The sequence below is a fragment of the Curtobacterium sp. MCBD17_040 genome (assembly GCF_003234805.2).
Classification (GTDB): domain Bacteria; phylum Actinomycetota; class Actinomycetes; order Actinomycetales; family Microbacteriaceae; genus Curtobacterium.
The window spans coordinates 1136999-1151183 of record NZ_CP126273.1 but is presented as its reverse complement, the minus strand read 5'-3'; the positions used below and the strand labels follow the sequence as shown (position 1 = coordinate 1151183).

Below are 14185 nucleotides of genomic sequence, written 5' to 3'. Positions count from 1 at the left end.
CCGGCGTCCGTCGGCGCGCCATCCGTCATGCCCGGAACCGGGCTCCACCCTGCCCTCGAGGAGTCACCATGAGCACCTCAGCCCCCACCACCGTCGACGCATCGGTCGCCGCCCCCGCCATCGGCACGAACCGTTGGTACCTGTCCGCCGCGCCCATCGTGCGGGCGCTCGTCCACCTCTGCATCCCGATGGCCGCCGCGCTCATCGTCGGAGCCGTCTACAACGTCGTCAACGCCGGGTTCATCGGTTCGCTGCACGACGCGACGCTGCTCGCCGCCGTCACCTTCGGCTCGCCGATCCTCGGGCTCGTCATGGCCGTCGGCGGTGTGTTCGGGACCGGTGGCAGTGCCCTCATCTCGCGGCTGCTCGGCGCGTCGGAACAGGATCCCGCGGAGGCGGGCGAGATCAAGCACGTCGCCGCGTTCTCCGTGTGGGGTGCGGTGATCGTCGGCGCGGTGCTCGGCAGCGTCGGCCTCGTGGTCCTGCACCCCCTGGTGCTCGCCCTCGGCGCGCACGGTGTGGCCGTCCCCGCGACGAGCGCGTTCGTCGCGGTCATGCTCGCCTTCGTCCCGGTGCTCGCCGCGGCGTTCTGCCTCGAGCAACTCGTGCGCGCCGAGGGCGCCGCACGGCAGGTGATGATCGGCCTCATCGCGTCCACGGTCGGCAACCTGGTGTTCGACGTGCTGTTCATCCTCGTGCTGCGCTGGGGTGTCGCCGGCGCGGCACTGTCGGTCGGGCTGTCGAACCTCGTGACCGTCGTGTACTTCGTCACGTGGCTGACCCGGCACAGCGAGCACGTCAGCCTCGCGCCGCGATGGTTCACGCTCTCCCCCGCCATCATGCGGCCCGTGTTCGGGGTCGGCATCGGCGAGCTGCTGCAGTCGGCGTTCCTCATCGTGACGTCGCTCGTGCTCAACAACCTGGCAGCGGGCTACGGCGACGGCCCCCTCGCCGCGATGGGAGTCGCCGTGCGGATCGCGCAGGTGCCGGAGTTCCTCATCATGGGCGTCACGCTCGGGGTCCTGCCGCTGCTCGCCTACACGTTCGGCAAGGGCGACCGGGCACGGCTCGCTGCGGCGCTCCGCGGCTCGGCGATCACCGTCGGCGGCATCGCCTTCGTGTTCTCCGGGGTCGTCTTCGCCTTCCGTGACCAGGTGTTCTCACTGTTCGTCGCGGACCACGCGCTGCTCGCCCTCGGCGCCACGATCATCACCGCGCAGCTCGTGTCGATGATCTGCAACGGGTTCACCGGCCTGATCACGTCGCTGTTCCAGGCGACCGGCCGCGCCCTGCCTGCGACGATCATGTCGGTCACCCAGGGGGTGCTCTTCATCCCGATCGTGATCCTGGCGAACCTGTGGTTCGGCCTCGGGGGCATCATCTGGGCGCTCACCGTCAGCGAGGGCCTCGTCCTCGTCGCCGGGATCGTCATGTGGTCCGGGCTCCGCGGTTCGATCGACCGCGGGCTCGCCGAGGGCAGCCCGGAGCGCGCGGAGGCCGTGCTCGACGAGGCGTGAGCAGCCCGGCCCGCGGGCTCAGTCCTCGGTCTGCTCCGCCTGCGCCCGCTCGGCCTGTGCGGTGAGCGGGCTGCGGACCACCCAGACGACGAACAGGGCGGCCACGACGAGCATGCCGATGCCGGCCCAGAGGTTGACGTTCGTGCCCGCGGCCTTGTCGAGTTCGCGCTGGGTGGTGAACGCGAGGCCCCAGATGAGGCAGACGATGCCGTAGATCGTGAAGAGCACCGCGATGATCATGCGGAGGTCGAAGAGCTGCTCGACGACCCGGTTCTGACGCGCCATGGTGGACCTTTCGTGGAGGGTCAGTAGACGATGAAGAGGATGTAGCTGAGTGCGGTGATCACGAGCACGATGACCGCCAGGACCTTCGGCCGCTGCCACCAGGGCGCCGGCGGCAGGTCGGACAGCTTGTGCGGCGACAGACCGCGGACGAGGCCCACGAGTTCGGACTCCGGCTTCGGTGCGGTCCGGTAGGACACGATGACCGCCACGAGCAGCGCGAGCGCGAACCCGACGCCACCGCCGAGGAAGCTCGAGCCCTGACCCGAGAGCGCGATCACGCCCGACTGGTTCATCACGAACACGACGACCGCGCCCACGACGCCGGCCAGGAGGCCCGACCAGCCCGCCGGACCCGTCATCCGCTTCCAGAGGAGGCCGAGGATGAAGATCGCGAACAGCGGCACGTTGAAGAACGAGAACAGCGTCTGGATGTAGTCCATGATGTTGCTGAACCCGCCCGCGATGAACGCGGTCCCGATCGCCACCGCGGTACCCGCGATCGTCACCACGCGTCCGACGTTGAGGTAGTAGCGGTCCGACTTACCGGGCTTGATCCAGTCCTGCCAGATGTCGTACGTGAACACCGTGTTGAGCGAGCTGACGTTCGCGGCCATGCCGGCCATGAACGACGCGAGCAGACCGGCCAGCGCGACGCCGAGGAACCCGTTCGGCAGCAGTTCCTGGAGCAGCAGCGGCACGACGTCGTTGTAGGCGGCGTGCGAGGGCAGGCCCTCCTTGAGGTGCGCGATCGACGGGATGAGGACCGAGGCGATCATGCCCGGGATGATGATCACGTAGGCGACCAGCGTCTTCGGGATCGCGGCGATGAGCGGGGTCCGGACCGCGGCCGAGGCGTCCTTCGCCGAGAACGCACGCTGGACCTCGGTGAAGTTCGTCGTCCAGTACCCGAACGAGGTCACGAAGCCGAGGCCGAGCACGACGCCGACGACGCTGCCGAACGAGTTCATGATGCCGGTCAGCTCGTGTGCCGGGAACGGATTCAGGCTGCCCTGCGAGTGCGGCTGCGCCGAGATCTTCTGCACCAGGCCGTGCCATCCGCCCACGCGAGCGAGACCGACGAAGGTGATCGGGACCATCGCCGCGACGATGACGAAGAACTGCAGGACCTCGTTGTAGATCGCGGCCGACAGGCCGCCGATGAACGTGTAGACGAGGACGACCGCGCCGGCGACGACGATCGCGACCCAGATCGGCCAGCCGAGGAGCGCGTTCACGACGAGGGCCATCGCGTAGAGGTTCACGCCGGCGAGCAGCACCGACGCCACCGCGAACAGGACGGCCTGGAACCGCTGTGTCGTCGGGTTGAACCGGCGCCGCAGGAACTCCGGCACACTGCGGGCCTTCGACCCGTAGTAGAAGGGCATCATGAAGAGCCCGAGGAACACCATCGCCGGGATCGCGCCGATCCAGTAGTAGTGGAACGTCTGTTCCCCGTACTGCGCGCCGTTGGCCGTCTGGCCGAGGAGCTCGGTCGCCCCGAGGTTCGCCGACATGAACGCGAGTCCGGTGACCCAGGCCGGCAGCGACCGACCCGAGAGCAGGAAGTCCAGGCTGCTCGACACCTGGCGCCGTGCGACGAAACCGATGGCCAGCACGAGCGCGAAGTACACGGCGACGAGCACGTAGTCGATCGCGTGGGCGTTGATCCGGAGTCCGCCTCCTCCGGCGGATGCGGCCAGCAGGGCCGGGTGCAGCGATGACGACAAAGGATCTCCTCACGATCGGGCGCGCCAAACGTCCTCGACCCTATGAGGTCGCGCCCGGGAGAATCTCAGCGAATTGGTCGGTTCGTCCAGCGTGACGTGTGGACGCTGCGCACACGACGACGGCCGGGAGGTGCGGTGCGGGTCCGACCCGCACCGTGCCTCCCGGCCGTTCCCCCGGATCAGCTGAGCGCGTCGACCACCGCGCCCCAGCCCGGGGCGAGCTCGGCCGCCCGGACGCACGAGAGCAGCATGCTCGCCTCGTTCGCCTGTCCGGTCCCGGCGATGTCGAACGCCGTGCCGTGGTCCACGGAGACGCGCACCGCGGGCAGACCGACGGTGATGTTGACCCCGTCGTCGCCGTAGACCGACTTGAAGGGGGCGTGGCCCTGGTCGTGGTAGCACGCGACGAGCAGGTTCCAGCGGCCCCGGCGCATCGCCGCGGGGAACAGCGCGTCGGCGGGGATCGGTCCGTCGACGGGGATGCCCCGCTCGCGGGCGGCCTCGATCGCCGGGGTGAGGACGTCGGCGTCCTCGTCGCCGAACAGCCGGTTCTCGCCCGCGTGCGGGTTGAGGCCGGCGACGGCGATCCGCTCCTCCGGACGCCCGAGGGCCCGGGCGAGCCCGTGTGCGAGGTTCAGCACCTGGGTCGTCCGCTCGACGGTGACGTCCTCGATCGCACGGCGGAGCGACACGTGCGTGGTGAGGTGGAACACGTAGAGGTCCCCGGCCGAGAGCACGAGGCTGTAGTCCTTGACGCCGAACTCGTGGGCGAGCAGCTCGGTGTGGCCGGCGAAGTCGTGGCCGCCCGCGTGCATCGCCGCCTTGTTGAGCGGCGCGGTGACGATCGCGTCGGCGCGGCCGGCCCTGACGAGGGAGCAGGCCTCGACGACGAAGCGGTAGGCGCCGTCGCCGGCGGCCGCGCTGAGCTCGCCGATCGGGACGTCGGCCAGGGACGGTCCGGTCTGCACGAGTTCGACGGTGTCCGGGTCGTTCCGAGCCTCGCGCGGGTCCTCGATGACGACGAGGGCGTCCGTGTCGAACCCGGTGGCGCGCATCCCGCGGCGCATCGCGTCGGCGTCGCCGATCACGACCGGACGCGCGATCTCCCGGAGTTCGGGGTGTGCGAGCAGCGCCTTGGCGGTGATCTCCGGACCGATGCCGGCGACGTCGCCGAGGGTGAGCGCGAGCGTGGGGTTGGTCATGGTTCGTCCTTCGTGAGGGTGCGGATGATGGCGTTCAGGGTGTCGGCGTCGCCGAAGCCGCCGGACTTGGTCACGATCGTGGTGCCGTCGGCGCGACCACCGCGGATCCGACCCCAGGGCACGCCCGGCAGGACGGACCCGAGGACCTCGACACCCTCGGCGCCGAGCGCGCTGAGCAGGGCGTCGGTGCCGTCGCCGCCGATGACGACCACGGCGGCGTCGGCATCCCGGTGGACGTGCTCGGCGGCACGGTCGGCGGTGGCCCGCGCGATCGCGACGGCCTGCTCGTGCGTGACCGTCCCGATGTCGAGGGCGGGCGGCGAGACGATCGGCACCCGGACCTCCAGGGCGTCGATCTGCGCGCGGGACACGGGGTGCACCGAGGTGACGACCACGACCACGCCTGCAGCCCGCGGGCCCGGCGCCTGCCGTGGCGAGCGCCGTGCGCCGAGCGCGGCGGCGAGGCCCGACGCGCCGACGGGGACGGCACGGGGCCCGGCGGCCTCGATGACGGCAGCGAGCGCGTCCAGGTCCGCCTGGGTCGCGGCGTCCACGACGACGGCGGGGTGGTGCCCGATCGCGCCCGGGAGATCCGCGAGGTCCACCAGGGGCGCGTCGAACAGCACCGGCAGGCGGTCCTCGCGGGTCGGGGCGACCGGATCGGCTCCGGCGGCCGTCTGTGCGGCGGGGGTCCCGTGGACGAGCACGCGGCCGTCGGTGACGGTGCGGCCGAGTGCCGGGGCAGCCGGGCAGATGACGGCCGTCGCGGACGGGCCCCACCACGCGAGGGCGGTGCGGACGTGCTCGCCCGGCCAGCCACGGAGCGTGGAGTCGATCTTGACGAACAGGCGGTCGACGGCGTCGCGGTCGAACCGGTCGTCGGTCTCCCAGTCGTGCGTCGGCTTGGCGCGGGACCCGGTCGAGACGGACGCGACGTCGACGTGGACCGGCAGCGTCACCCCGTACTCGACGAGGCCGGTCCCGGCGAAGCCCACGGCGCTGTCGAGCGCGCCGGTGACGTCGTCGGCGAGGATGAGCCACCGTTCCATCGCGTCTCCTCCTCGGTCTGTCTGCTGCACTGCTCGGATCCCGTCTACGCGATCGCGATGGGACGGACCATCGAGCCGGTCGCGCCCGCGATCTTGAGCGGCAGGCAGATGAGCGTGAACTCGTCCACGCCATCACGCGCGAGGTCCTCGAGGAACGCGTTCTCGAGCAGGTGGACGCCGCGCTGCCGCAGAGCGAACTCGTGCACGGGGTGCGGGTTCTGCGGGTCGGCGGACGGGACCTGCTCGACCGTCGAGGTGTCCGAGCCGAGCACGACGCAGCCGAGGTCGTCGATGAGCCAGCGCGCGGCCTCGAGGTCGGGGCCCGCGCCGTCGGCGGCCCCGTAGCGGGCGGGATCCGGCCACACCGACATGAGGCCGGTGCGGACGAGCACGCAGGACCGCGGCGGGATCGTCGTCCCCTGGGCCGCGGCGACGGCTTCGAGGTCCGCCCGGGACAGCCCGCGGCCCTGTTCGAGCAGCGGGACGTCGAAGTACCCCGCGGCGTCGAGCAGGACACCGCGCAGCACGATCGGCGGGATGCTCGCGGCGTCGGCCCGGGTGGGACCGAAGTCGCTGCTGTGCTCCGCCGCGTGGAAGCCGCCGAACCACGTGTCGTCGGCGTCCGTGATGTGGCAGAGGGCGTCGAGGTGCGTGCCCGTGTGCATGCCGGTGATCATGAGCTCGGTCAGCATGCTCACGCCTGCGGCGTTCTGCTGCTCGCCGAAGAGGGGGATGTCCTGCGCCCGCTTGATGCCCTGCGGCGTGCGGTACGGGGTGAGGGTGAAGGTCGGGTGTCCATCCCACTGCGGCATGCCCACGAACCGGCCCGCGTCGAGGTCGTAGACGCGGCCCTGTCCGGCGGCCCCGAGGGCGTCGAGGACGTCGGTGGGACCGATGTCCCCGACGCGGCCGATCTCGCGGGGCTCAGGCGCGCGCACGGGGTCCCCCCTTCCCGAGGAGACCGGGCGCCGCGACGGCGGCCGTGGCTCCGGGCTCGAGCACGTCCTCCTGGAAGTCGAGCTTGCGCCCGCGGGTCTCGACGCCGGCGATCACCATCGGGATCGGGATGAGGGCGAGCAGGATCACCTGCAGGAGCCAGAACGTGTTCCAGTTGCCGCTCGTGACGAGGTTCGTGCCCCAGAAGGCCGAGGTCCCGTAGCCGAGCGACCACTCCGCGACGACCGCCAGTCCCATCCCGACGCCACGGATCCGCGTCGGGAACAGGAGGACGAAGTACGCCGCCGTGACGCTCCAGCCGAGCTGACGGAAGAAGCCCGCGATGAACAGGTACAGCGAGACGGGCACCACGCCCTGCGAGAACGGCGCGAGCCAGATGAGCAGGGTGAACGGCACCGCGATCCAGACGAGCGGCAGCGTCCACTTGGCGGACACCTTGTCCATGAACCAGCCGCCGAACACCGTGGACACGACCAGGGCGATCTCGTAGGCGTACGTGATCGTGGTGCCCGACACCGCGGGGATCGGGTGTCCGGTGATGCCGCCGTGGGCGTACCAGGCCGGGTAGTTGAAGTCCCAGCCGCCCTGGGGAGCACCGATGAGGAAGGCGATGATGAGCGCGATCAGCGTGTAGCCGAGCTGCTTCTTGGCGAACAGCGCACGCAGGCCCTGCTTGAACTCGCCGGGCGCGGCCTCCTGGGCCTCCTTGATCCTCGCCCACTGCGGCGACTCGCGCAGGCCGAGGCGCACGAGGTACGCGATGGCCGCGAACGCGAAGGACGCCAGGTAGGCGACGCGCCACCCGGCGGCCGTCGGGGCGCCGAAGGTCTGCGCGAACACGTTGGCGAGGCCGTAGCCCACGCCGACGCCGGCCTGGGTGCCGGCGAGCATGAGCGACCGCCGCTTGACCGGCGCGAACTCGGACAGCATCGCGAGGCCCATCGCCCACTCACCGCCGGAGAAGAACCCGGCGAGGAAGCGGACCACCATGAGCTGGGGCGCGTCCTGCACGAGACCGGTCAGACCGGTCATGAGGACGGTGCCGATGATGCCGTACATGAACGCGCGCTTCCGGCCGAACAGCCGGTCGCTGAAGTACCCGAGGACGAGGGCGCCGAGGCCCAGACCCACCGCGTACAGGAAGAACGCGTCGCCGACGGTGCCCGTGCTCGTGTGCAACGACTTCGCCATCGGCCCCTGCACGAAGCTGACGATCTGCAGGTCGAGGGTGGTCACCGCCCACCCGAGGAACACCGTGAGCCAGACGAGGAACACGTGGTTGGACGACGACTTCGTTGTGCCGCTCATGGACTACCTCTCGAGGGGGGCGAGGGGGCTCGGCATCCGGGCCGGCTCCTTGATTGCGCGTTGTGCGCAAGAATCAAGCGTACTGCGCGTTTCGCTCAGCGCAACACCAGGAGGGCCGGACCGCTGCTCGACGGACCAACGGACCGGCTGACCTGCCGTGGCGAAGCCGCGCCGCGCCTCCAGACCCGCCCGGATCCGGCCGCCCGGTATGCTCCGTGTGCCGTTCTCCGAGGCGGACTCGGCGGACCGGAGGACGGGAGGGCCGCGGAGATGCCCAGAGGCAGGGGCAAGACCGGTGCCGCCCAGCGCCGCGAGCAGATCAAGCAGCTCACCTCGCGCGCCGGACTGGTGGACGTCGAACAGCTCGCCGAGACCTTCGACGTCACCCCGTCGACTATCCGCCGCGACCTCGCACAGCTCACCGCGGATGGCGAACTCGCCCGCACCTACGGCGGCGCCATCGCCACGAGCGCGGCCGGCCAGGAGCCCTCGCTCGGTCAGCGGACCACCATGGCGGTCGCCCAGAAGGAACAGATCGCCCGCCTCGCGTCGACGTTCGTGCAGGAGGGCGAGACGCTCATCCTCGACGCCGGCACCACGACGGGCAGCCTCGCCCGACGCCTGCGCGCACGCTCCGGCCTCACCGTCATCACCAACGGCATGACGACCCTGGCCGAACTCTCCGACGACGAGCACGTCCACGTCATCGGCCTCGGCGGCGACCTCCGGAACATCAGCCAGGGGTTCGTCGGCCCCCTCGCCGAGCTCGCCCTCACCCGGTTGACAGCGGACCGCGCGTTCCTCGGCGCCGACAGCCTCGACGCCCGGCTCGGGATCTGCGAGGCCAGCCCGGTGCAGACCCGGCTCAAGGAACTCATGATGGACCACGCCGACCACGTCTACGTGCTCGCCGACAGCTCGAAGCTCGGTCGCGCCCCGTTCGACGCGTGGGCACCGATCGAACAGCCGTGGACCCTGATCACCGACGCGGGGGCAACCGAGGAGCAGCTGGCGCCGTTCCGGGCGCGCGGCGACGTCACCGTCCTCGTCGCCGGCGGGCGGGGCTGACGCGCGGCGCGTGCACGCGGGTCGGAACGCGGCCCCGACGCGTGGGCCAGCCCGGACCCGACACGCGGCCCGACACGCGGGGTGACACGCGGGGTGACACGCAGAGCGGACACCCCCTTCCGGGGGCCCGCCGAAACCGGATACGGTGATCGAGCTCCACCCGAAGCGCGACACCCGAGGGGACCCGAACCCGTGCGCACAACGACCATCACCGTCATCGCCGCTGCCGTCTGCATCGCCGCAGTCGGCATCACCGTTCCCGCCGCCGCGGCGACCGCATCCGACCACGCGACCACGGCGGCGTCCGCCGCAGCCCGCAGCAGCGCGCCGGCCGCCGGGCGGACACCGTCCGCGACCACGCCCTCGTCTGCGTCGCCGTCCGCCGCGCCGTGGTCCGCGACCGCGACCGCCACCCCGAGCGCTGCCGCGGCGGCGAAGTCCAGTACTGCCGCGACGGCGAAGCCGAGCGCCGCCGCGCCCGCGCGCACCGCCACCGCGAAGGCCCCGGCTCCGACCGCCCTCACGGCGACACCGCTCCCCCTCGCCTCGGCCCGCGCCACGTTCGGCAGTGCCCTCATCCACTGGACGAAGCCCGAGGGCGCCCAGGGCGCGTGGGTCGTCAGCCGCAACGGGACGGACTCACTCGGCGTCGGCCCGCAGAGCATCAGCACGACCTCGGCGAACGACACCGCACTCGTGCTCAACCACCTCGTCCGCGGCAGGACCTACACCGTCACCGTGACGGGCGACCTCGGCCAGGGGCGATCCGCCTCGACCACCGTGCGCGTCGGGTCGGATCAGGTCACGCCGCCGCGTGCCCTCGTGGTCACGCGGAACGACGAGAACGCGCGGGTCGGCACGGTGTCCGCCGCGTGGGCGGCACCGCAGGTCTCGGCCGGCAAGAAGGTGCTCGGGTACCAGGTCACCGTGCAGCAGCTGGCCACCGGTGCCGCGCCGACCGTCGTCGTGCTCGCGCCGAGCGCGCGCTCCTACACCTCGGGCGAGCTCGACTCCACGTTCACCTACCTGGTGTCCGTGTCCGCGATCACCAGTTCCGGCGTGGGGCCCGCGGCGCAGGGGTCGATCCAGATCGGGGACTCGAACAAGCTGTACCCGTGACGTACCCGGGCCGTCCTGGACTGAACGGCTGGCGACGACCGGCTCAGCGGTCGTCGACGTCCCGCCGGTGGTCGACGTCGATGAGCGCGGGCTTCGGCGACGGATGGGGTTGTCCTGTGTGGACTTCCAGCGCTCCAGCCACGCAGGACATCCAACCCGTGGCGGCGGGTGGACCCGAACTGCGCGGTCAGCCCGCCCAGACCTCCCCGAGCACCCGGAGCACGTTCCCGCCGAGGACCTTCCCGATCTCGTCGTCGGAGTACCCGTGCTCGACGAGCCACGCCGCGATGTTGTGGAAGCTCTCCGTCGGGTTCTCGAGCCCGTCGACGTACTCGACCCGGGGGTGGTCCTCCGTCGTGGCCGCGGCCGCCCCGAGCATGAACGAGAACGTCGTGTGCAGGCCGACGTGGTCGCCGTAGAGCGTGTCGGGACCGAAGGCCACGTGGTCGATGCCGAGGAGTTCGGCGCAGTACTCGAAGTGGTCCATGACGGACAGGAGGCTGTGGGTCGGGTGGTCGCGCGAGATCGTCGTGTGCGGGGCGGCGGACATGCCGATCACTCCCCCGCCGGCGGCGACGGCCCGGAGCACGTCATCCGACTTGAGCCGCGGGATGTCCCAGAGCGCCCGCGCCCCGGCGTGCGTGATGAAGACCGGCACGTCGGACGCGTCGGCGGCGTCGATGCCGGTCCGGTCGGACGAGTGCGACACGTCGATCGCGAGCCCGAGCTGGTTCATCCGACGCACGGCGGCCCGACCGAAGTCGGTCAAGCCGAAGTCGGTTCGCTCCGAGAGGCCGGCCCCGAGACCGTTCGACTGGGAGTACGCGAGGCCGATCTGCCGGATCCCGAGTCCGTACAGGATGTCGAGGCGGTCGAGGTCGTTCCCGATCGGGGTGGCGGCCTCCAGACCGAAGACGAGCCCGGTCCTCCCGGCCGCGTACGCGGCGTGGATGTCGGCGAGCGTGCGGATGACGACGACGTCCGACTGGTGGGCGATGTCCGCCTGCCGCATCCCGAGGTCGGTGACGACGTCCTCCCACTGCCAGGGGGTGTTGCCCGTGACGGTGGCGGTGCCGTCCATCATGTTGTCGAACACGACGGTCAGCCCGGACGCGCGCAGGCCCTCGAACGCAGTGAACTGACGGCCCGTGCGGTTGTAGGCGGGTGTGTTCGCCATGTCGGCCGGGAACCGGACCGGGTGGTCGTGCAGGCTGATCGTGATGGTCGCCGCCAGGAGCCGCTCGGCGCGCTCGACGACCGCCGGCGTGTGCCCGCCGTCGTACGGCGGGACGCGGTTGAACTCCGGCGTCAGCGGATCTCGCGGTAGGTGGAGGTCACCGTCGAGGTAGTCGTAGGACTCGTAGCCGGACACGATGCGCGGGCCGCCGTTCCCGATCTCCTCGTGCTGCGGATCAGACGGTGGCCGCGACGGGAACCGCGCGGGCGAGGAAGTCGCGGAGCGTCTGCTGGAACTTCTCGCGCTCCTCGACCTGGGGCGAGTGCCCGGACTTCTCGAAGACGACGAGCTCCGCGTCGGGGATCAGTCGGGCGATCGTCTCGGAGGCGCTGACCGGCGTGACCCAGTCCCCGCGGCCGACCGTCACGAGCGTCGGCACGGCGATGCCCGGCAGGTCCGGCTTGAGGTCGTAGGTCGGGAAGTTGTCGACGAAGCAGGCGTTGTGCGCCTCGTGCCGGTAGATGCCGGCCTCGACCGCCGCCGTCGACTTCTCCTCGTCGTACTCGTAGTCGTACAGCGGGATGAGCTCCGCCCACAGCGACTTGAGTTCCTCGTCGCTGCGCGTCTGGCCGCCCCAGTAGCGGTTGAAGTGGTCCCAGTTGATCTCGACGCGGTCCTGGTTCCGCGCGTTCTCGAACGCGAGCTCGAGGTTGCTGCCGTCGGCGGAGGTGTCCCGCAGGATGATCGCCGAGACGTGCTCCGGGTAGCGGACGGCGTACTCGAGGGCGATGAACCCGCCGTACGAACCACCGGCCACGACGATCTGCTCGACGCCCGCCCACTGCCGCAGTCCGTCGACGTCTGCCGCCCACTGCTCGTGCGTGTAGGGGCCGACGCCCTCGCTGCGGCCGCACCCGCGCGAGTCGAAGACGATGACCCGGAAGCGGTCGTGGAGCGGGCCGAACGTGGCCTTCGGCTCGGCGAGCGAACCGATCCCCCCGCCGCCGTGGTGCGCGATGAGGACCGGTGCGTCCGGGTCGCCGTTCGTCGGCTCGAGCACCTCGACGTTGAGTCGGGCGCCGTTGATCGTGAGGTCCATCGCGGTCCTTTCGGGAAGCCCCTCGCCGACGCGACGGTCTGGGCGGAACTCTAGCAATGGCGCCGCTCCGGCTAGCGCCGCTTCGCCACCTTCACCCCTCCAACTGCAAGGCCGAGAAAGCGCATGTAACTCGCGTCGTCGTTCGAGAACAAGTCCTCGGCCAGCCTCACAGCGCGCTTCGCGGTGGTGATGTATGACCTCGCTCCGGCTTGAGAAACGGCGAAGTAGTCGTCGTAATCTGCGCCATGTCGCGCGTTTTGAAGGTCGACGAAGTCCTGCGCGAGGACCGCGAGCTTCGTGTTCACAGGTTCGAGCGCCTCGGTGAGAGCGCGACTACCGCTTTCGTCTGCAGCGGCACGGGCGAGCGCGACCAGGTCAGTGTGCGTGACCCACCGCGACACAGCCGAGTGCTGCGGAGTCCACCGCGCGTTCCCCAGCAGCCGCGCGGAAACGTGCTCACTGACCGTGTGGAAGACCGCGTAGTACGCGGTGCTGATGGATCGACGCAGGTCGGTCGTCCTTGCATCAACGAGCTGCTGCGAGATGGTGGGATCGGCGGACCTGGTCGCTCGGCTCGCGAGCTCCTCGGCCAGATCGAGGAGTCCCCTGCCATGGAGGTCGCGAACAGGCATCAGTTGAGTACCTCGGGCGCGTGCGTCTCGCGGACGTCAGGTCCCGGTTCGTTCGGACCCACAACATCAGCTGTGTAGACCACTCGAACGGTTTCCTCATGGAGTTGGCTCACCGCGATCCTGCGCGCGGCACTCCGGATGGACACGAACGCATCCTCATCCCACTCGAGATCCGATTCACTCGACACGATCGTGATCGTCACCACAACCGCCTCGCCGTAGGCGTCGTCCCGCTCATCGATGTCCACGCGCAGTACCGACAGGGGCCCGTCCTGGAGCTGTTCGATCTGCTCTCGCACGACCTCACGTTCCGTGTTCGCCATGGTGTTCATGCCCACGAGAGTGCCAGAGCACGGCGACCACGAGCGTGCCCGCCTGGCGCCTGTGGACAACCGGCAGCCGCGCGTCCTGGTGCCTGATGCTCCGCGCACAGAGCACACCAACCGAGCGTGAGTTGATTCGTGGTCCGACCGGAAGGACCGAGGCATGGACATCGAGAACGCAGCGACGGTCATCACCGGAGCGTCGTCTGGCATCGGCGCCACGACGGCCCGCGCAGCCGCAGCTGCCGGAGCACGGGTGGTCCTCGCGGCCCGACGCGTCGACCGGATCGAGGCCTGGCGGACGAGCTCCCCGACGCACTCGCGGTGCAGTGCGACGTCACCGACCCCGCGCAGGTCCTGCGGGTCGTCGAGGCCGCTACCGATCGCTACGGACGTGTCGACGTCCTCGTGAACAACGCCGGCCAGGGGCTCCACACGCCGGTGCGAGCATCGTCCTATGAGCAAGACGATCAAGGTCGGCGACCTTCGTCGAAACTCCGCGGAGATGATCGAGGACGTCCAGGCCGGCGCCGAGTACGTGATCACGAACCACGGTCACGAGGTCGCACGGGTGGTGCCGACCGCCGCGGACACCCGGTGGACACACAATCGCGACCGGGTAGATGAGGTGCTCGAGCGCGTCGCGGATCCCGAGTTGGCGGCGTTCTTCGAGGAGGGTCGGCGGTCGGAGGTGCGCACAGATCGGTGACGGCGCTTTGCAG

At 70.6% G+C, this 14185-nt stretch carries 14 protein-coding genes and 2 pseudogenes; 6 read left to right on the top strand and 10 right to left on the bottom strand.

Going from position 1 to position 14185, the window contains the following annotated elements:
* Positions 1–68: 68 nt before the first annotated feature.
* Complete coding sequence (locus DEI94_RS05500; protein ID WP_111026802.1) at positions 69–1517, top strand: MATE family efflux transporter; 1449 nt, start codon at positions 69–71, stop codon at positions 1515–1517.
* An 18-nt stretch (positions 1518–1535) separates the two neighbouring features.
* On the opposite strand, the gene DEI94_RS05495 is transcribed toward DEI94_RS05500, so the two are convergent.
* From DEI94_RS05495 to DEI94_RS05470, 6 genes are all read right to left on the bottom strand, one after another.
* Entirely contained in the window at positions 1536–1802 is a 267-nt protein-coding gene (locus tag DEI94_RS05495) for a hypothetical protein (RefSeq protein WP_111026801.1), read from the bottom strand.
* Positions 1803–1822: 20 nt separating this feature from the next.
* Positions 1823–3529, bottom strand: coding sequence for a sodium:solute symporter family protein (locus DEI94_RS05490; protein ID WP_220035601.1), 1707 nt, complete (start codon positions 3527–3529; stop codon positions 1823–1825).
* 179 nt (positions 3530–3708) lie between these two features.
* Positions 3709–4731, bottom strand: coding sequence for a 4-hydroxythreonine-4-phosphate dehydrogenase PdxA (gene pdxA, locus DEI94_RS05485; protein ID WP_111026800.1), 1023 nt, complete (start codon positions 4729–4731; stop codon positions 3709–3711).
* Positions 4728–5780, bottom strand: a complete 1053-nt coding sequence (locus DEI94_RS05480) for a four-carbon acid sugar kinase family protein (protein WP_111026799.1) — start codon at positions 5778–5780, stop codon at positions 4728–4730. The genes pdxA and DEI94_RS05480 overlap by 4 nt, the downstream gene beginning before the upstream one ends.
* Before the next feature lie 44 nt (positions 5781–5824).
* Entirely contained in the window at positions 5825–6718 is an 894-nt protein-coding gene (locus tag DEI94_RS05475) for a cyclase family protein (protein WP_111026798.1), read from the bottom strand.
* The gene (locus DEI94_RS05470) at positions 6705–8045 is read right to left on the bottom strand and encodes an MFS transporter (RefSeq protein ID WP_111012727.1); all 1341 of its coding nucleotides are present in this window, start codon (positions 8043–8045) and stop codon (positions 6705–6707) included. The genes DEI94_RS05475 and DEI94_RS05470 overlap by 14 nt, the downstream gene beginning before the upstream one ends.
* Positions 8046–8315: 270 nt before the next feature.
* Here DEI94_RS05470 and DEI94_RS05465 point away from each other — a divergent pair, with 270 nt between their 5' ends.
* A complete protein-coding gene (locus DEI94_RS05465) occupies positions 8316–9113 on the top strand; it encodes a DeoR/GlpR family DNA-binding transcription regulator (RefSeq protein ID WP_111026797.1) in 798 nt (265 codons plus the stop codon).
* A 192-nt stretch (positions 9114–9305) separates the two neighbouring features.
* Complete coding sequence (locus DEI94_RS05460; protein ID WP_111026796.1) at positions 9306–10232, top strand: fibronectin type III domain-containing protein; 927 nt, start codon at positions 9306–9308, stop codon at positions 10230–10232.
* A gap of 187 nt (positions 10233–10419) precedes the next feature.
* Here the strand turns inward: DEI94_RS05460 and DEI94_RS05455 are convergent, their stop codons facing one another.
* From DEI94_RS05455 to DEI94_RS05440, 4 genes are all read right to left on the bottom strand, one after another.
* Complete coding sequence (locus DEI94_RS05455; protein ID WP_258378008.1) at positions 10420–11604, bottom strand: dipeptidase; 1185 nt, start codon at positions 11602–11604, stop codon at positions 10420–10422.
* A 40-nt stretch (positions 11605–11644) separates the two neighbouring features.
* On the bottom strand, positions 11645–12508 hold the full coding sequence (locus DEI94_RS05450) for an alpha/beta fold hydrolase (RefSeq protein WP_111012731.1): 864 nt from the start codon (positions 12506–12508) through the stop codon (positions 11645–11647).
* Between the two features lie 71 nt (positions 12509–12579).
* Positions 12580–13140, bottom strand: coding sequence for a hypothetical protein (locus DEI94_RS05445; protein WP_111026794.1), 561 nt, complete (start codon positions 13138–13140; stop codon positions 12580–12582).
* Positions 13140–13472, bottom strand: a complete 333-nt coding sequence (locus DEI94_RS05440; RefSeq protein ID WP_284183736.1) for a hypothetical protein — start codon at positions 13470–13472, stop codon at positions 13140–13142. Before DEI94_RS05440 ends, DEI94_RS05445 begins: the two co-directional genes overlap by 1 nt.
* A 154-nt stretch (positions 13473–13626) precedes the next feature.
* On the opposite strand from DEI94_RS05440, the pseudogene DEI94_RS19730 reads away from it, so the two are divergent.
* The 3 genes and pseudogenes from DEI94_RS19730 to DEI94_RS05430 form a co-directional block, all read left to right on the top strand.
* Positions 13627–13758 (top strand): annotated as a pseudogene (locus DEI94_RS19730) (SDR family NAD(P)-dependent oxidoreductase); the annotation flags it as partial.
* Positions 13758–13898, top strand: a pseudogene (locus DEI94_RS19820) (SDR family NAD(P)-dependent oxidoreductase); the annotation flags it as partial. The pseudogenes DEI94_RS19730 and DEI94_RS19820, both read left to right, overlap by 1 nt.
* Positions 13899–13920: 22 nt before the next feature.
* Complete coding sequence (locus DEI94_RS05430) at positions 13921–14172, top strand: type II toxin-antitoxin system Phd/YefM family antitoxin (protein ID WP_111026792.1); 252 nt, start codon at positions 13921–13923, stop codon at positions 14170–14172.
* The last annotated feature ends 13 nt before the right edge of the window (positions 14173–14185 follow it).

Excerpts from the sequence above, each read along its gene's own strand:
- DEI94_RS05480 (WP_111026799.1), bottom strand. The coding sequence starts at position 5,780 with ATGGAACGGTGGCTCATCCTCGCCGACGACGTCACCGGCGCGCTCGAC.
- DEI94_RS05430 (WP_111026792.1), top strand. The coding sequence starts at position 13,921 with ATGAGCAAGACGATCAAGGTCGGCGACCTTCGTCGAAACTCCGCGGAG.
- DEI94_RS05450 (WP_111012731.1), bottom strand. The coding sequence starts at position 12,508 with ATGGACCTCACGATCAACGGCGCCCGACTCAACGTCGAGGTGCTCGAG.
- DEI94_RS05445 (WP_111026794.1), bottom strand. The coding sequence starts at position 13,140 with ATGCCTGTTCGCGACCTCCATGGCAGGGGACTCCTCGATCTGGCCGAG.
- DEI94_RS05465 (WP_111026797.1), top strand. The coding sequence starts at position 8,316 with ATGCCCAGAGGCAGGGGCAAGACCGGTGCCGCCCAGCGCCGCGAGCAG.
- DEI94_RS05500 (WP_111026802.1), top strand. The coding sequence starts at position 69 with ATGAGCACCTCAGCCCCCACCACCGTCGACGCATCGGTCGCCGCCCCC.
- pdxA (WP_111026800.1), bottom strand. The coding sequence starts at position 4,731 with ATGACCAACCCCACGCTCGCGCTCACCCTCGGCGACGTCGCCGGCATC.
- DEI94_RS05470 (WP_111012727.1), bottom strand. The coding sequence starts at position 8,045 with ATGAGCGGCACAACGAAGTCGTCGTCCAACCACGTGTTCCTCGTCTGG.
- DEI94_RS05495 (WP_111026801.1), bottom strand. The coding sequence starts at position 1,802 with ATGGCGCGTCAGAACCGGGTCGTCGAGCAGCTCTTCGACCTCCGCATG.
- DEI94_RS05440 (WP_284183736.1), bottom strand. The coding sequence starts at position 13,472 with ATGAACACCATGGCGAACACGGAACGTGAGGTCGTGCGAGAGCAGATC.